Here is a 16,955-nt window from a genome sequence, read left to right as displayed (position 1 = left end):
CCCCGCCGCCCCCCCCCCGCGGCTCCCCCCACCCCCCCGGCCGCCGCCGCAGCCTAATCCCCCGCGCCCCCCGCCCCCACGACAGCATGAGCCCTCGCCGGCGCGAGCGCAGGCTCTCCGGCCGGCCTGGCCCGGCACGGCGCGCAACACGCCTGAACGTGCTGCGCGCCACCGCGACCGAGCGACGCCGCGCGACCGCCACCGAGCGACCCCGCAGGAGGTCACCGCCCGGTCAGCCGGCAACGGCTGACCGGGCGGGAGTGCGTTCGGGCCGCCGTCCGTCGGCCGTGTATCCGTGCACGGGCACCTCGATCGAGGTCTCGTACGGCGGCCGGACCGCGGCGGCCACCGGGACGGCGACCGCGGGAAGCGTGAACCACACGACCTTCCCGGTGCCCCCGTCCGGCCGCGCGCCCCACGCGTCGCTCATCGCGGCGACCATGGCAAGGCCGCGCCCGCACGTGTCGAAGGGGTCCGCCTCCTCCACGACGGGCAGGCGGGGGTCGTTGTCGCGCACCGAGACGGTGAGACGGTCGAGCAGCAGCTCGATCTCCACGGTGCACATCTTGTCGGGCTCGGCGTGCCGGTGAACGTTGGTGAGAAGTTCGGTCACACCGAGTGCTGCCCGGTCTATCAAGGGATCAAGATGCCAGTAGCGCAACTGCGCAGATACGATTCTGCGGACCTGGCCGATCCGCGACGGCAGGGCTTGGAGCTCCACCGTGCAATGCCTGCTCGGCTGGCTGATCACGGCTGCGACTCCCCGAATTGAGGTCCGGAAGAAGACGGAGATCGGATCCAGCAGCGGGCTGCGTGACCAACCCGCAAGCTGTCTTTGTCGGCGGGCTGGTTCGCAGCGTTATCGCCGGTAAACCCAGAGTGATGATGTGAGACCAGCGTGACCCAATGGGTGACGTACTGCAACTCGCGGCCCTCTCAGTCGCTTCGCCCGGCGGCCTTGCGCACGGCCTCTATGAACCGGCGCGCCGAAGGCGGCCCGGGCTTGCCCGGGGCGGGGTCATGGTCTCCGAGGGTGAGGAGATAGCGCGTGCCGTTGACATCGGCCAGCGCCCGGTCGTCATGCGCGAACCAGGGCTTCGACGCGCGCACCGCCTGGACGGGAGCGCTGTCGATTTCGCTGCCGTAACTGGTGAGCAACTCGAGCCTGCCGTCGCTGATCCGGATCTGTCCGGCCCGGGTGAGCGAGCGGAGCCGCTTGTCGATCCGCACACCCGTGGCCGTGAACTCCGGCTCCGCCATGGTTCTGCGCCCCCTCGTGCGTCTCGGCAGTCGCTCAGTCGTGGTGTCGGTCGGTCACGCAAGCAGAGGTCTCCTGTGGGGGACCTTCGTCGCGGTGCAGTCTGCACGCACCAGGCGTCGAGCACCAGTGCGCAAGGCGGGGACGCAGGGATGGCGGGAGCACTCGGCGGGATGCGCCCCCCGCTGCCGCGCCGCCGTGTCCCCAGGGCCGCCTTTGAGCGGCCCAAAGGGGTGTTTATGCAGGTGAGAAGCGTGATGAGGGTGTCTATCATCGAGGTGTCCGACCAGGTGAACCGGCGTCGGCACATTGCTGTAAGGAGACCCGCCGTGAGCGCCCCCAGACCGGCCCGGACCGGCCACACCCTAGACATCGACCGCAGCGACGACGAGTACCGCGGCTGGCTCAAAGAGGCCGTGCGCAAGGTGCAGGCCGACGCCAACCGCTCGGCCGACACCCACCTGCTGCGTTTCCCGTTGCCCGAGGTCTGGGGCGTCGACCTTTACCTCAAGGACGAGTCCACCCACCCGACCGGAAGCCTCAAGCACCGGTTGGCCCGCTCGCTGTTCCTCTACGGTCTGTGCAATGGCTGGATCCGCCCCGGTCGCCCCGTCATCGAGGCGTCCAGCGGGTCGACGGCGGTGTCCGAGGCGTACTTCGCGAAGCTGATCGGCGTCCCCTTCATCGCGGTGATGCCGCGTACGACGAGCGCCGAGAAGTGCCGACTGATCGAATTCCAGGGAGGCCGCTGCCATTTCGTGGACGACCCCCGGCGGATGTACGAGGAGTCGGCCGTCCTCGCCGAGGAGACCGGCGGGCACTACATGGACCAGTTCACCTACGCGGAGCGGGCCACGGACTGGCGCGGGAACAACAACATCGCCGAATCCATCTTCCGCCAGCTCCGCCTCGAGCGGTTCCCCGAGCCGGCCTGGGTGGTGGCGACGGCCGGCACGGGCGGCACATCGGCGACCATCGCGCGCTACGTGCACTACATGCAGTACGACACGCGTATGTGTGTGGCGGATCCGGAGAATTCGTGTTTCTTCCAGGGATGGACGACCGGTGATTCGGCCGTCACGACCGACTGCGGCTCGCGCATCGAGGGGATCGGCAGGCCGCGCATGGAGCCCAGCTTCCTGCCCGGCGCCGTCGACCGCATGATGAAGGTCCCCGACGCGGCGAGTGTGGCGGCCGTACGGATGCTGGAGCGGCACCTCGGACGCAAGGCCGGCGGCTCGACCGGCACCGGCCTGTGGAGCGCGCTGAAGATCGTCGCCGAGATGGTGGCCCGGGGCAGCACGGGAAGCGTGGTCACGCTGTTGTGCGACCCCGGGGACCGCTACCTCGACAAGTACTACTCGGACGCATGGCTCACGGAACAGGGCCTCGACGTCGCCCCGTACACAGCGGCGCTCGACGCCCTGCTGGCAACGGGCGTGTGGCAGGACTGAACACGCGGCCACCGCACGGCACTTCACGCACCCGGTGCCCCGGTACACGCCGCCCCGTGCGGACACGGCGGGCCGCTCCCGGCGAAGCCGGGCCCCACCGGCCGCGGCCGGAGTGCCGTGGACCGTGGACGCGCTGGGGCGCGGTCCGGGCGGCGACGGGCCGACCCGCTCGCACCGCGCCGAGAGGCCCGCGCGAGCCCCGTCACCCGGGCCCGCGGACCGTCAGACGTCCCCGTCGTCGCCGGGGTCGCCCGCCACCACCAGGCGGGTCAGGTGCTCCGAGATCTCCGTGCGTGCCGTCGCGGGCAGGCCGGCGTCCGTGACCAGGGTGTCGACCTGCTCCAGCGCGGCGAAGGAACTCAGGCCCACCGTGCCCCACTTGGTGTGGTCGGCGACCACCACCACCCGCCGGGCCGACTGCACCAGACGGCGGTTGGTCTCGGCCTCGGCCAGGTTCGGCGTCGACAGGCCCGCCTCGACCGATATCCCGTGCACCCCGAGGAACAGCACGTCGAAGTGGAGCGCCGCGATCGCCTGGTCGGCCACCGGACCCACCAGGGAGTCGGACGGCGTGCGCACCCCGCCCGTCAGGACCACCGTGCCCGCGCCCTGCCGCTGCCCGGAGCCGCGCTGCGCCGCGTGGAAGACGTCGGCCACCCGCACCGAGTTGGTGACCACGGTCAGGTCCGGCACGTCGACGAGCTGATGGGCGAGCGCGTACGTCGTCGTACCGCCGGAGAGGGCGATCGCGGTACCGGGGGCGACGAGCTGGGCGGCGGCTCGGGCGATGTCTTCCTTCGCGGTCAGCTCCAGGCCCGACTTGGCCTCGAACCCCGGTTCGTGGGTGCTCGCCTCGACCACCGGGACCGCACCGCCGTGCACCTTCTCCACCACGCCCTGGCGGGCCAGCGCGTCCAGGTCCCGGCGGACCGTCATGTCGGAGACCCCGAGCCTGCGGGTCAGCTCGTTGACCCGGACGCCGCCGCGGCGGCGCACCTCGTCGAGGATCAGGGCGCGGCGCTGCTCCGCGAGGAGGTTCTGATTCTCACTCACGCCCGCTCGGATCCCTTCGCCTCGACCGCACAGACACACCGACACACCGACAGAACCGTCCGCGACCGCTGTGACGAGCACCTTCTCGTCACCCACCGGCCCGCAGGACGTCCCATCCTCGCACGGAGCACCGACACACGCGCCACCGCCCGGGCACCCGCCGTACCCGGCACCGTCACGCGAACGTACGCGGCACCGTCACCCGTAACGGGGAGATTCGGTGACTACGGGTGTGCGTGGGGTCCGCCGAGCGCGATCCTGGGCATGTCTGCCTGTCCATGACACACGCTGACGCACATCACGGGGGAAGTGCTCACCATGGAGCGTGCACGGGAACAACAGGAACACTCACCGGCCGGGGCGAGCACGGACGCCCGCCCACGACCCGCACCGGCCGGGGCCGCACTGGAACTCCTGGTCCACGGAGTCGGCGGCACCACACCGCAGGAAATGCTCGACGACCCGCGCACGGTCCGGATCTCGGGCGACAACACGGCGGCCGTCTTCCGGCGCGCCGACGACGTCGACGCCGAGCGGCGGCCCGACGCCTCCCGCACCGACCCGGTGCCGGAGGCGTACGTCTGGTGCAACCTCACCTCGGGCAACGGCTCCCGCGCCCTGTGGCTGCTGCTGTTGCCGTTCATGGTGGTCAACCTCGCCCACTGGATGCGCCCCGACACCCACGGCCGCCGCCGGACCGTCCGGCTCTACGGACTGCTGGTGCGCCTGGCGGGCCTCAGCCTGACGGTGCTCCTGGTCGCCGCCGCCTGCGAGGTCGCGCTCGACCTGGCCGCCTGGCAGTGCGCCGGGACACCTGCCTGCGCCGCGCACCACACCTGGCTCGGCTTCCTCTCGCCGGCCGTCTCCGGCGACGGCTGGTGGAGCCTGCCCGGCCGACGGCTGGCCCTGGCCGGCCTGGTCCCCGCCGCCGTCACCGGCCTGCTCTGGTACCTCTCCCACCGCACCTGGAGCGCGTACGAGTCCCAGCCGCCGCCGGCCGGCGGCCCCGAACCCGACGACGACACCGGGCACACCGCGCTCGGCCGCCCCGGCTTCTGGTACGGACGCCGGCTGGTGGCCCGGCTGCGGGCCGCGCACACCGCCGCGGGCTTCCTGACCGTCGCCGCCGCGGTCGGCACCTCCGCCGCCCGCCACGACCACGAGGACGGCGGTCCGGCACTCCTGGACGCCCTGGGCCGGCTCCTGGAGGCCGCCCTGATCGCGGGCGCCGTCGTCGTGGTGTGGGTGGTGTGCCGCAGGGGCCGCAGCGAGTACCGCCTCGACCGGCGGCTCGACGAGACCCTGATCCGCCGGCTCCCCACGGGCTCGATCGCCCTGCTCGTCCTGACCACGCTCTACGCCGGCTGGGACCGCCCCGGCTGGCACTCGGCGGGACGGCTGCCGGGCGACATGACCTTCGGCGCCATCGCCTTCGTACAGGGGCTGCTCGTCATCGTCCTGGCCGTGGCCGCACGCGTGCTGTACCGCACGCACCCCGAGCCGCGCACGGCGATGCGCGGGTACGCCGGTCCCGCCGTCGCGATGCTGGCGTGCGCGCTGGGCGGTGTCATGTCCGGCGGCGTGGCCCAGCGGGTGGCCGACTGGCTGGACGGCACCAAGGACGCGATGGTCAGCCCGCCGGTACTGCTGACCTGGCAGGCGTCCGTGATCCCGGCCGTCCTGCTGGTCGTGCTGGCCCTCCTGGTGTGGGCCGCCGCACGCGTCTGGCGGCTGCGCCGGGCGGGGCTCGCCGAGGTGGAGCTCGACTACGAGGGCGAGCCCAAGGACACCTCGCGCTCGCGCCGGATCGCGGGCACGCGCGCGTGGGCCTCGCTCACCGACCGCGGCCCCCGGATCATCGGCATCATCTCCGCCTCCACGCTGTTCCTCGGCGCGGCGGCGCTCGTGGGCGCCCTGGCCACCGAGAAGGCCCCGGGAGACGCCGCACGGGGCTCGTACGCGTTCGTCCAGGGCGCGGCCCAGACCGCGCAGGCCCTGGGGTCCTGGCTGATCGGCTTCGGCTTCATCCTGTTCGTCACCTGGGGCCGCCGCGCCTACAAGGACGCCGCCGCCAGGCGCACCATCGGCATCCTCTGGGACGTCGGCACGTTCTGGCCGCGCGCCGCGCACCCCTTCGCACCGCCCTGCTACGCCGAGCGCGCCGTGCCCGACCTGACCTGGCGGATGGCCACCTGGACCCGCGCCACCGGCGGCCGGCTCGTGCTGTCGGGGCACTCCCAGGGCAGCGTCCTCGCCGCCGCGGCGGCCTGGCAGCTGAAGCCGTCGGTCCGCAAACGCGTCGCCCTGCTCACGTACGGCTGCCCGCTGGAGCGCCTGTACGGCCGCTGGTTCCCCGCGTACTTCGGTCCCGCCGCGCTGGCCTCGCTGCATCGCGAGGTCGCCCGCTGGCGCAACCTGTACCGCCTCACGGACCCCATCGGCGGCCCCGTACGGCTGCCCGGGGACGGTGATCCGCAGGTGGACCGCGCGCCGTTGAAGGATCCGCTCGCCTACGGCCGCACCGAGCGGCACCCGCTGCCCGCGCCGATCCTGGGGCACGGCGACTACCAGGCGGACCCGGCGTTCGCCCAGGAACGGGCGCGGCTGCTGGCCCGGCTGCGGTCCGGCCTGCCGACGCCGCGGACCCGGGACGGCGTACCGGCCGGCACCGGGCGGGAGGGCGCCGCCGGGCCGCCCGGGTCCGGCGACGGCGAGCCTCAGGGCAGCTCGGGCAGGTCCTCCGCGTAGAGCAGCGTCAGATCGTCCGTGCTCGGCTCGGCGAGCTGGGCGACCCGCCCCGCGTGCCGCTCGACCATGGCCTCGAAGGTCTGGCGGGCGGTGCGGCCGTTGCCGAACGCGGGGCCCTTGGGGATCGCCGTGAAGTACTTCAGGAGCGCGTCGCCCGCGCCCGGCGCGAGCCGGTACTCCTGCTCCTCGGCCTGCTGCTCCACGATCCGCAGCAGCTCCTCCGGCGCGTAGTCGCCGAAGGTGATGGTGCGTGAGAAGCGGGACGCCACTCCGGGGTTGATGGTGAGGAAGCGCTCCATCTCGGCCGTGTAGCCCGCGACGATCACCACCACGGCCTCGCGGTGGTCCTCCATCAGCTTCACGAGCGTGTCGATGGCTTCGCGGCCGAAGTCCCGCCCGGAGTCCTCCGGCGACAGCGCGTACGCCTCGTCGATGAACAGCACGCCGCCGCGCGCCCGGTCGAACGCCTCCTGGGTGCGGATCGCCGTGGAGCCGATGTGCTCGCCGACCAGGTCGACCCGGGACACCTCGACGAGGTGGCCCTTCTCCAGGACACCTAGGGAGGCCAGGATCTCGCCGTACAGCCGGGCGACCGTCGTCTTGCCGGTGCCGGGGGAGCCGGTGAAGACCAGGTGGCGGCGGACCGAGGCCGCCTTGAGGCCGGCCTGCTGACGGCGGCGGCCCACCTCGATCATGTCGGTGAGGGCGCGCACCTCGCGCTTGACGCTGTCGAGGCCGACGAGCGTGTCGAGTTCGCCGAGCACGGCCTCGGAGGTGCGGGCAGGCTCCGCGGGCTGCGGGTCCGGTACGGCGAGCGGCTCCTGCTCGGTGGTGCGCTGGCCGGGGATGGCGCCGAGGAGACCGGGGGAGAGGGTCGCGGTCTGCACGGCCGTCTGCTGGGCCGGGGGCCGCACACCGGCGCTCTCGTCACTGGTGCAGTCCTCGACGACCGGGCCGCCGTCGGAGGTGCCCGGGACGCCGTCGGCGAACTCGTACCCGCCTCTCGCGCACCGCTCGGTGCGGCACTTGCGCAGCGTCGTGCGGCAGCCGTCGATCACGTGGAAGCCGTAGCCGCCGCTGCCGGTCACCCGGCAGTTCTGGAAGCTGCCGCGGCCGCCCGCCGATACGTAGAACCCGGCTTCCGCGGGCGAGTCCACGGTGCAGCGCTCGATGGTGGGGTCGGCGCCCTTGGTGACGATCACGCCGGTCTGGGTGCCGTCCACCGTGCAGCCGGACAGGGTGCCGCCGCTGCCGTGGTCACGGAACCAGGCGCCGGTCGCCGCGTCCCGGATCCGGCAGTCGTCGAGCTGCGCGGTGGCGCCGTCGCTGACCGACACGGCCGTGTTGCGGACCTGGGAGAGGTCGCTGTCGACGACGTCCGCGCGGGAGCCGCGGTCGAGGACGAAGAGGGCGTCCGGCACGTCGTGCACCCGGCAGGAGTCGAGGACCACGGTCGCGCCGTCGCTGACCCAGACCGCGGGGTAGTCGCCGGTGCTGTCGAAGATCTCGCACTGGTTGGCGTCCACGCGGGTGCCGGGGTCCCAGACGGACAGGCCGTTGCGCCCGAACTGCCGCACCGTCGTGCGCGTCAGCGTGAGCACCGCGCGCGAGCGCAGGTCGACGGCGTTCTCCGGGATGTCGTGGATGCGGCAGTCGGCCAGGGTGAGGACCGCGTCCGTGTCGAGCGTGACACCGTCCGCGGTCGTGCGGTGCACGTCGCAGTCGGTCAGGTGGGCGGTGGCCCGCCCGGTGATCTGCACGCCCGAGCCCTTGACCTCGTAGACCTCGCAACCGACCGCCTCCAGCGAGGAGTTCTCGCCGGTCGCCGACAGGCCGGGGCCCGAGGCGTGGTGCACCCGGCAGCGCTCGAGCCGGGGACGGGCGCCGCCGCGCACCGCGACGCCCGACTGCCCGGCCGCGACGACCTCGCACTCCTCGAAGACCCCGCCGCCGCCGTCGAGTACGGCGATGCCGATGCCCGCCGGGTTGTCGACCGTGCAGCGCCTGACCGTCGGGCGGGCGCCGCCGCGGACCTCGAAGCCGGTCGCGGATCTGGTGACGACCCGCAGGTCCGTCAGTTCCGGTGTGCCCTCCTCGACGAGGACCGCGGGCGCGGCCGCGTCCTGGCCCTCCACGTGCAGGTCCTGGACCACCGCGGAGGCGCGCACGGTGAGCGGCACCCCGTCGGCCGGTGCGATGCGCACCGAGCCGGGCGAGCCCTCTGGGCCGCGCAGGGTCACCGCCCGCTGGACGACGAGATTCTCCCGGTAGGTGCCGGGAGCGACGGTGAGCACGTCACCGTCCGCCGCGGCCTCCAGGGCGGCGGCGAGCGATGCGTACTCACCCGTGCGGCGCCGCCACCTCGACGTGCCGGTGTGCGTCACCTGGACCGTGCCCTGTGCCATGGCGCTGCTGTGCCCCCACCTCGTCGTCCGCGGGTTCTGAGTGGTCGGTCGGTCGCGTCGTGCCGAAGACCGCGGCCCGGTGGCAGCGGGATTCGATCTTGCCGAAGACCGAGGACAACCTCTCACGAAGGTGCCGAACGGGTTCGGCCGGTCCACCGTAGCGTGCGCGGGCGCGGACGGTTGACCGGAGCCGGAAGGCGCCCGGGGCCGGCGCGCCAACTCCGGCCGCGGCCGGGGCGTGTGCGCTCAGCTGCCGGTGCCGGTCCTGCCCCAGTCCGGGCCCGCCCGGTCCCAGGCCTGGTCCCAACGCGCGTACCGGCGACGGACCATGCGCCACACGGCGAGGCGGCGGGCGCCCTCGAAGACCGTCGCGGAGAGTCCGGCCGCTCCGAGACCGGCCAGCACGGCGTGCGTCGTCGCGGTGGCGGAGTCGAGCGGCCGGCCGACTATGCCGCCCCGGCGGTCGGTCCACACCCGGAACTGGTCGCCGCGGTGCGGGGTGGCGAGGTCGGCCATGACCGTGCCGTGCCGGCTCGAGCCGTCCGGCGCGGTCCACTCGGCGAGGACCCTGCTGTGCGCGTCCCGCGCCGAGGACGTCTCCGGGTCGGGGTCGAGCGGGGAGCGGTCCAGCTTCCTGACCACCGTGGCCACGACGTGGTGACGGGAGTTGCGCTGGTCGAGCACGGACCGCTGGAGGGCGCCCTGTGCGGCGGTGCCCACCACGATGCCGATGAGCGGGGCCGCGAGGCACATCAGCAGCAGGGTGACCAGCGCCACCCAGGCCTCGGCCAGATCGGTCCCCCGGCGCAGTGGGTTGTGCCGCCACCGCCACAGACCGCCGATCGCTCGCACCGTCCAGCACCCCCTTACGCTTCCGCCTCCGTGATAACCCCCCGCGAAGCCGTCCATGCCCGATCCCGGCGAAGAGAGAGCGAAATCACCCGCTCCGTCCCGCCACGGCTCTCATCGAATTCTCATACAGGTCCAACGCGCGAGCCCGGTCCGGAGGTTCCCCCTCCGGTCGGTCGGCCGCGGAAGATTTCCGGCCGGACCCGAGGCTTCCGGACGGCCGCTCCCCGCCTGCGGCCGGGCTGCCTCCCGCCGCCCGGGGCCGGGCTACTCGATGACCGTCACGGGGTCGCCGACCCGGATCGTGCCGGTGCCCTCCGGCACCAGGTTCTGCCCGAAGGCGAGCCGGCCGTCCACGCGGCGGTGCCGGCCGAGGGTGCGCAGCGGCTCCTTGCCGCGCTCGGCGGTGTGCTGGTCGGTGGTGGTCACCACGCAGCGGCCGCAGAGCTTCGCGACCCGGAACACGACCTCGCCGACGGCGATGCGCGTCCAGTCGTCCTCGGCCCACGGCGCGGAGCCCGCCACCACCACATTCGGCCGGAAACGGTTCATGGGCAGGGGGCCCTCGTCGGGGAAGTCGCCCTGCGCGACGAGCGAGTTGAGGGCATCCAGTGAGGAGAGCGTCGTCAACAGCAGCGGATAGCCGTCGGCGAGACTGACCGTCTCGCCGAGGTTCGAGTGCGGCGGGTCGTCGATGGGCCGGCGCGTGGCGGGGTCGTCGAGGTGGACCAGGCGCACGTCCGTGCCCAGATAGGCGCTGAACCAGGCGTGCGCGGCCGGATCCGCGGCCACCGTCTCGATCTTCTGGCCCGACCATTTCGCGGGAACCGTGGCCGCCGGCCCGGGCACCGCGACGGTCAGCGGCTCGGCACCGGGCCCGGACAGCCGAATGCCGCCGCCGGGCAGCGGCTCGGCGGCGGCAAGGGCGAGGCGCGGGTCCTGGCGCTGGGTGAGGAGCGCACCCTCCCGGTCCAGCACCGCCCAGCGCCGGTCACCGGCCAGTCCCCATGGCTCCACCACGGCCTCTCGGGCTGCTCGGGCCCGCAACGCCTTGACCGGGTGGACGTGGATGGAGTGCAGCGCTGGGTTCGGCATGGGGCCATGGTGCCAGCAGACACCGACGGCCCCGCTCCCTTTTCGGGACGGTGCCGGTCAGTAACCCCGGTACTGCTGACCGCTGTTGTACGGGTCCTGGTACGGCGCCGGGGCGGGGCGGGGAGCCGCGGGGCGCATCGCCTCGTAACCGGTGCCGGCCGCCATCGGGCGGGGCTGCTGGGGCTGGGCGCCCGGGTAGCCGCGGGGGCCGGAGGCCTGCTGCGGGATGTAGCCGGCGGGGGCCGCCTGCTGCAACGGAGCGGGCTGCTGGGCCTGCGGGTAGCCGTAGACGGGCGGCTGCTGGGACGGTCCGGCCGGCAGCGCGGGAAGGGCCGACGGCAGGGCGGGCAGGTTGCTGCCGGTGTCGTACGCGGAGGGGACCCGGATCGGGGCGATCTGAGGGGTGCCCCGCTCGGCGACGAGGGAGTCGTAGATCGGGGTGTCCGGGAAGGACGGCGCGGAGTAGTAACCGCCGCCATAAGTGGAGCGGGGGGAGGTCATGGCACATAAGTTAAGCCCACGATGTGCTGGTTGGGGAGACCGATAAGAGGGTTGTTTTCCGTGTCGGCAGTGACGCGGAGCCTGCAATGCGAGCGAACTCGGCAAAATAGGGCAGCGAACAGTGTTCTGATCGGGTAAAAGGCCGGGTTTCCAGTGGGTTACCGGCGGTTGGCCGCCGGTCTCCGGGCCGGGATCATGGGCGTGCGCGGCCAGGGAGAATAGGTTTGCCGGGAACGGAGCCGAAAGCCGTCCGGGTCCTTCGCGCCTCCCGGGGCGCGGTCCGGTGCGGAGCTGACTGATGGGGGCGTACATGTCAATGTCAAAGGGAGCCAATGTCCAGGTGCCGACGGCGGCACTGCGGGTCGAAGTGGGGTGGCGCTCCGGCCCCGGGGTGCCCGACGCCGACGCGTCGGCGTTGCTCCTGGTCTCCGGAAAGGTGCGTTCGGACGGCGACTTCGTCTTCTACAACCAGCCGGCGCACACGTCCGGGGCGGTGCGGCACGAGGGCAAGCGCTCGGCGGCGGGCCAGGTGACCGACACCCTTCTCGTCGACCTCGCGCGCGTGGAGCCCGCGATCGAGAGCGTCGTCCTGGCGGCGTCCTCGGACGGCGGCAGCTTCGGACAGGTCCCCGGACTCTGCATCCGCGTCCTGGACGCGCAGCAGGGCACCGAGGTCGCCCGCTTCGACGCGACGGCCACCGTCGAGACGGCCTTCGTCCTCGGCGAGTTCTACCGGCGTCAGGGCGCCTGGAAGTTCCGCGCGGTCGGCCAGGGCTACGGCAGCGGCCTCGAAGGACTGGCCACGGACTACGGGATCACGGTGGACGAGCCGCAGCACGCTGCACCGCAGGCCGCCCCGCCCGCACCCGCGCCGGTCTTCCCGCCGGCCCCGCCCACTCCCACGCTTGCGCAGGCCGCCCCTCCCGTCACCACGCCGCCGCCCGCGATGGCACCGCCGCCCATGCCCGCGGCGCCGCCCGCCGCTCCCGTCCGGCTCTCCAAGGTCACGCTCACCAAGGAGGCCCCGGCCGTCTCGCTGACCAAGCAGGGCGGCACCTCCGGCGCCATGCGCGTGAACCTCAACTGGCAGGTGCGCAAGCAGTTCTCCGGATGGGCGAGCAAGCTCGGCCGCGCGGTCGCCAACCACGCGGACCTCGACCTCGACCTGTGCGCCCTGTACGAGCTGTCCGACGGCCGCAAGGGCGTCGTCCAGGCGCTCGGCAACGCCTTCGGGGCGCTGCACCAGCCGCCGTTCATCCACCTCGACGGCGACGACCGCACCGGCGCCAACGCGAGCGGCGAGAACCTCACCGTCAACCTGGACCACAAGCAGGACTTCCGGCGCATCCTCATCTTCGTGACCATCTACGAGGGCGCGCGGTCCTTCGCCGACCTGCACGCCACGGTCACGCTTCAGCCGCAGCACGGCGCCCCCGTCGACTTCTCGCTCGACGAGTGCACCGTGCCCTCGACGGTCTGCGCCCTCGCGCTGATCACCAACACCGGCGGCGACCTCGTCGTCCAGCGCGAGGCCCGCTACCTCATCCCCGAGCGCGGGGTCAGCCCCCAGCGCACCGTCGACTACGCCTACGGCTGGGGCATGAACTGGACCCCCGGCAGGAAGTGAACCCGCTCGCCGCGGGCGGTCAGGTCTCGTCCAGGGCGGCGGTGTCCGGACGCGCGTAGGTGCGGCCCTTCCAGGCCGCACCGCGCCCCCGGTAGTGCCGCACCGCGGAGTCGACCGTCATGAGCAGGTACAGCACCGCGGTGAACGGCAGCGACACGGCGAGCCACGGCGGCTGCCCGTAGTGACGCAGCATCGGCAGGTACGTCCCGGTCATCACCAGCCACGCCGCCCCGCCGCAGACCGCCGCCGCCGGAGTGCCCGCGGCGAGTCCGGCCACCAGGGCGGCCGGCGGCACCACGTACACCAGGAGCAGGCCGAGGACGGTGCCGGCCAGGAGCAGCGGGTTGTGCCGCAGTTGCGCGTAGGCGCTGCGGGACACCATGCGCCACAGGTCGCCGAGACGCGGATACGGGCGCACGCTGTCCACCCGCTCGGCGAGCCCCAGCCAGATGCGCCCGCCGCTCGCCTTGACCGCCCTCGCCAGCGCCACGTCGTCGATGACGGCGTGCCGGACCGCCTCCGGGATCCGCGCCCGCTCCGCGGCGTCCGCGCGCAGCAGCACGCAGCCTCCCGCCGCGGCCGCCGTCCGCGACCCGGGCACCGCGACCCGGCGGAACGGGTAGAGCTGGGCGAAGAAGTAGACGAACGCGGGCACGACGAGCCGCTCCCACAGGCTCTCGGCCCGCAGCCGGGCCATCTGCGACACCAGGTCGAAACCGCCGGTGCGCGCCGCCGCCACCAGCTCCCGCAGGCTGTCGGGGGTGTGCGCGATGTCGGCGTCCGTCAGCAGCAGATATTCGGGGGTACGCGCGCGTGCCAGGCCGATACCGTGCCGCACCGCCCAGAGCTTGCCCGTCCAGCCGGGCGGCGGTTCCCCGGGCGAGGAGACGGTGAGCGGCAGCCCGCCGTGCCGCCGCGCGAGTTCGCGGGCGAGCGCCCCGGTGCCGTCCGTGCTGCCGTCGTCGACCAGGAAGACCCCGGCCCGCCCCGGGTAGTCCTGGGCCAGCAGCGACGGCAGGCTGTGCGGAAGCACGGCGGCCTCGTCCCGGGCGGGCACCACCACGCAGACGGACGGCCAGTCGTCCGGTTCCCCGCGCGGCGGCAGCCGCACGTTGGTGCGCCAGAAGAAGCCCTGGCCGAGCAGCAGCCACAGCCAGGCGGTCAGCGATCCCGCGGCGATCCACACAAGGGCGCTCATCCGCCGCAGTCTGCCCCACCCAGGTCGCCCGTTGAGCCTCATCGTCTATGGTGACCGGGTGAAGATCGCGCTCATGGACTCCGGAATCGGACTGCTCGCCGCGGCCGAGGCGGTACGCCGACTGCGCCCCGACGCCGATCTCGTGCTCTCCTCCGACCCCGGCAGCATGCCCTGGGGACCGCGTACGCCCGAGGACGTGACCGCCCGCGCGCTCGCCGTCGCCGAGGCCGCCGCACGGCTCGCGCCCGACGCGCTGATCGTCGCCTGCAACACCGCCACCGTACGGGCCCTGCCCGCGCTGCGCGCCCGGCTCGAGCCGGAGCTGCCCGTCATCGGCACCGTCCCGGCGATCAAGCCGGCCGCCGCCGGCGGCGGACCCGTCGCCATCTGGGCCACCCCCGCCACCACCGGCAGCCCCTACCAGCGCGGTCTCATCCGGGACTTCGCGGACGGCGTCGCCGTCACCGAAGTGGCCTGCCCCGGTCTCGCCGACGCCGTGGAGCACGCGGACGAGGCCGCCATCGACGCCGCGATCGCCGCCGCCGCGAGCCGCACCCCCGCCGAGGTGACGACCGTCGTCCTGGGCTGCACCCATTACGAGCTGGTCGCCGAGCGCATCCGCGCCGCCGTCCAGCGGCCCGGCTTCCCGCCGCTGGTCCTGCACGGCTCGGCCGGCGCGGTGGCGGCGCAGGCGCTGCGCAGGACCGGCGCCGAGGCCGCCCCCGGGGCACCCGCCACCGGCACCCTCACCGTGCTGCTCAGCGGCCGGGAGGCCGCCCTTCCCGACACCGCGCTGGCGTACGCGGAGGGCCGCCGTCTCGCGGCGGTCGCCTCCGCCCGCTGACCGCGCCCCTTCTGCCGGTCCGGACGCCAACCGGAGCAGTCACGTTCCGCTACGCGGTACCCACGCCGGAAAACCTGAGTAGTCTCGAAGGCATGAGGGACCTTCCCCACGACCGTGCCGCCGATGCCGCCGAAGACGCTCCCCACTCAGAGGTCTGGACGGGGCGCGCCACCAACCGTGTCCAGTGGCTGCCGGCCCTCGCCGGCGCCGCCTGCGTGGCACTCGGTATCGAGCTGGCCGTCGACTCCGCCTGGACCTCGGGCAGCGCGCCGCTCGTCATGTCCGTCGTCGGCTGCATCGCGGCGGGCCTCCTCGTGCTGTTCGGCACGCTGGCCTTCGTGCACGTCGGTGTGAAGGTCGACAAGGACTGCCTCGAAGTGCGCTGCGGGCACATCGGGCTGCCGCGTCGCCGCATCCCGCTCTCCCACGTGGTGGACGCGGACTTCGCCCCCTGGGTCACCCCGCGCCAGTGGGGCGGCTGGGGCTACCGCTGGCGGCCCGAGAAGGGCACGGCCGTGATCGTCCGGCGCGGTGAGGGCGTGGTGCTGCGGCTCGGCGACGGTCATACCTTCACGATCACCGTCGACAACGCGGAGGCGGCCGTACGGATCATCCGGGGCCGGCTGCGGCCGGGGCCCGCCGCGCCCTGACGGGACGCGCGGAGAACACCTTCGGGGACTCGCCCCGGGCAGCGACTGCCCGGGGCGTTGCTTTTTTGGGCGGTGTCCCGGGGAGCGTGATTGTGCGCGGTGTCCCGGGGCGTTGCGTTCTTACGAGGTGCCCCAGGAGCCTGTTCGCGTGCGGTGTCCCTGGGTGCCGCGTTTGCGGGCGGCGACCCGGGTGGCGCGTCACGGTACGGCCGGTTCCCCGGTGGCCGGCTCGTACGGGATGCCCTCCTCGCCGGGCAGCGGCCGTGCCGTGGCGATGCCCGCGAGGACGCCCGCGCCCGCGGTGACCGTCGTGAAGCTCAGGGCGTTGCCGATCGCGGCGACGGATGAGAGAGCCGTGAGGGCCGCGGCCGCCGTGAGGGCGACCGGGGTGGAGCGGGGGCCGCGCCACAGCGCGTACAGGACCCAGCCGTAACCGGCGGCGAGCAGCGCGACGCCGGCCACGCCCTGCTCGGCCGCGAGTTGCAGCGGTGCCGAGTGGGGCTTGCCGTCGGGTATCGGCGACTGCGCCGCGGCCGTGCTCAGCTCGCCGAACCGGCCCGGTCCGACACCGAGCGCGGGATCGTGCCCGGCCATGCCGAGCGCGTCGCGCCACAGCAGTATCCGGTGCTCGGTGAGCCGGCCCGTCAGGGCGGTGCTCAGCCCGTCCGGCAGTACGTCCTCGGCGACCGCCCAGGTCGCGCCCGTCACCAGCGCCGCGGCCAGCGCGAGACCGGCCAGACCCAGGGCACGCCGCCGCACCCGGGCGGCGGCGAGCGAGCACAGCAGGACCCCGGCGCTCGCCGCGCAGCCGACCGTCGAGCCCACGGCCGCCGCGGCGGCCGTCGTCCCCACGGCCAGCAGCCGCAGCGCGAGCCGCAGCGCCGCGGCCCTGGCGGCCCAGGCCGCACAGCACGCCGCGCCCGTCGACAGGGCGAGCAGCGCGGCGGTACCGCCGTTGTGCCCGAGCGGGGAGAAGAACTGCGCGGCCGACGTGGTGTGCGGGGCGGTCAGCGCGAGCACGAGTCCGGCCAGCGCCCCCGCCGCCGGTGCCGCGACCGGCAGCAGCGCGCCGCCGATGCGCCCCGCGGCGTAGCCGGCGGACACGGCGAGCACGGCCAGCAGCACACCCTCGGGCCGGCCGCCGTGCGCGGCGGCCGTGATCAGCGCCCAGGCGGCGCACGCCCCGAGCACGACCATGCCCGTGGCATCGGAAACGCCGCGTCTGTCGCCCTCAGCGGCAGCACCTGCCGCGGACTCCGTCCCCGTGGACCCC

Annotated in this window: 14 protein-coding genes; 5 read left to right on the top strand and 9 right to left on the bottom strand. The window is 73.8% G+C overall.

Going from position 1 to position 16,955, the window contains the following annotated elements; all coding sequences use genetic code 11:
• Window positions 1–232: 232 nt before the first annotated feature.
• Window positions 233–751, bottom strand: a complete 519-nt coding sequence (locus ACFV6E_RS18770; RefSeq protein ID WP_385160338.1) for an ATP-binding protein — start codon at window positions 749–751, stop codon at window positions 233–235.
• Between the two features lie 185 nt (window positions 752–936).
• A complete protein-coding gene (locus ACFV6E_RS18765) occupies window positions 937–1,260 on the bottom strand; it encodes a hypothetical protein (RefSeq protein WP_385160336.1) in 324 nt (107 codons plus the stop codon).
• A gap of 327 nt (window positions 1,261–1,587) precedes the next feature.
• On the opposite strand from ACFV6E_RS18765, the gene ACFV6E_RS18760 reads away from it, so the two are divergent.
• Entirely contained in the window at window positions 1,588–2,712 is a 1,125-nt protein-coding gene (locus tag ACFV6E_RS18760) for a PLP-dependent cysteine synthase family protein (RefSeq protein WP_385160334.1), read from the top strand.
• Window positions 2,713–2,934: 222 nt separating this feature from the next.
• Here the strand turns inward: ACFV6E_RS18760 and ACFV6E_RS18755 are convergent, their stop codons facing one another.
• Window positions 2,935–3,765 (bottom strand): DeoR/GlpR family DNA-binding transcription regulator, encoded by an 831-nt coding sequence (locus ACFV6E_RS18755; RefSeq protein WP_385160332.1) that lies wholly within the window; start codon window positions 3,763–3,765, stop codon window positions 2,935–2,937.
• A 318-nt stretch (window positions 3,766–4,083) separates the two neighbouring features.
• Here ACFV6E_RS18755 and ACFV6E_RS18750 point away from each other — a divergent pair, with 318 nt between their 5' ends.
• On the top strand, window positions 4,084–6,513 hold the full coding sequence (locus tag ACFV6E_RS18750; RefSeq protein WP_385160330.1) for a hypothetical protein: 2,430 nt from the start codon (window positions 4,084–4,086) through the stop codon (window positions 6,511–6,513).
• On the opposite strand, the gene ACFV6E_RS18745 is transcribed toward ACFV6E_RS18750, so the two are convergent.
• The 4 genes from ACFV6E_RS18745 to ACFV6E_RS18730 all read right to left on the bottom strand — a co-directional run bounded on the left by ACFV6E_RS18745 (window position 6,483) and on the right by ACFV6E_RS18730 (window position 11,363).
• On the bottom strand, window positions 6,483–8,918 hold the full coding sequence (locus tag ACFV6E_RS18745) for a right-handed parallel beta-helix repeat-containing protein (protein ID WP_385160328.1): 2,436 nt from the start codon (window positions 8,916–8,918) through the stop codon (window positions 6,483–6,485). The genes ACFV6E_RS18750 and ACFV6E_RS18745 overlap by 31 nt on opposite strands.
• A 246-nt stretch (window positions 8,919–9,164) precedes the next feature.
• Window positions 9,165–9,770, bottom strand: a complete 606-nt coding sequence (locus tag ACFV6E_RS18740) for a hypothetical protein (protein ID WP_385160326.1) — start codon at window positions 9,768–9,770, stop codon at window positions 9,165–9,167.
• Window positions 9,771–10,034: 264 nt separating this feature from the next.
• Complete coding sequence (locus tag ACFV6E_RS18735) at window positions 10,035–10,862, bottom strand: MOSC domain-containing protein (RefSeq protein WP_385160324.1); 828 nt, start codon at window positions 10,860–10,862, stop codon at window positions 10,035–10,037.
• A gap of 57 nt (window positions 10,863–10,919) precedes the next feature.
• Window positions 10,920–11,363 (bottom strand): DUF6643 family protein, encoded by a 444-nt coding sequence (locus tag ACFV6E_RS18730; RefSeq protein ID WP_385160322.1) that lies wholly within the window; start codon window positions 11,361–11,363, stop codon window positions 10,920–10,922.
• 298 nt (window positions 11,364–11,661) lie between these two features.
• Between ACFV6E_RS18730 and ACFV6E_RS18725 the strand changes: the two genes are divergently transcribed.
• Window positions 11,662–12,990: a TerD family protein gene (locus ACFV6E_RS18725; RefSeq protein WP_385160320.1), complete on the top strand. Its 1,329-nt coding sequence runs from the start codon at window positions 11,662–11,664 to the stop codon at window positions 12,988–12,990.
• A gap of 19 nt (window positions 12,991–13,009) precedes the next feature.
• On the opposite strand, the gene ACFV6E_RS18720 is transcribed toward ACFV6E_RS18725, so the two are convergent.
• On the bottom strand, window positions 13,010–14,188 hold the full coding sequence (locus ACFV6E_RS18720; protein WP_385462853.1) for a glycosyltransferase: 1,179 nt from the start codon (window positions 14,186–14,188) through the stop codon (window positions 13,010–13,012).
• Between the two features lie 58 nt (window positions 14,189–14,246).
• On the opposite strand from ACFV6E_RS18720, the gene ACFV6E_RS18715 reads away from it, so the two are divergent.
• Window positions 14,247–15,032, top strand: coding sequence for a glutamate racemase (locus ACFV6E_RS18715; RefSeq protein ID WP_385160316.1), 786 nt, complete (start codon window positions 14,247–14,249; stop codon window positions 15,030–15,032).
• A 92-nt stretch (window positions 15,033–15,124) separates the two neighbouring features.
• A complete protein-coding gene (locus ACFV6E_RS18710; RefSeq protein WP_385160314.1) occupies window positions 15,125–15,682 on the top strand; it encodes a hypothetical protein in 558 nt (185 codons plus the stop codon).
• A gap of 198 nt (window positions 15,683–15,880) precedes the next feature.
• Here the strand turns inward: ACFV6E_RS18710 and ACFV6E_RS18705 are convergent, their stop codons facing one another.
• Entirely contained in the window at window positions 15,881–16,879 is a 999-nt protein-coding gene (locus ACFV6E_RS18705) for an O-antigen ligase family protein (protein ID WP_385160312.1), read from the bottom strand.
• Between the last annotated feature and the right edge of the window lie 76 nt (window positions 16,880–16,955).

The sequence above is a fragment of the Streptomyces sp. NPDC059785 genome (assembly GCF_042732375.1).
Taxonomy (GTDB): domain Bacteria; phylum Actinomycetota; class Actinomycetes; order Streptomycetales; family Streptomycetaceae; genus Streptomyces.
The sequence above is the reverse complement of the archived record's forward strand: the minus strand, read 5'-3'. Positions and strand labels throughout refer to the sequence as shown.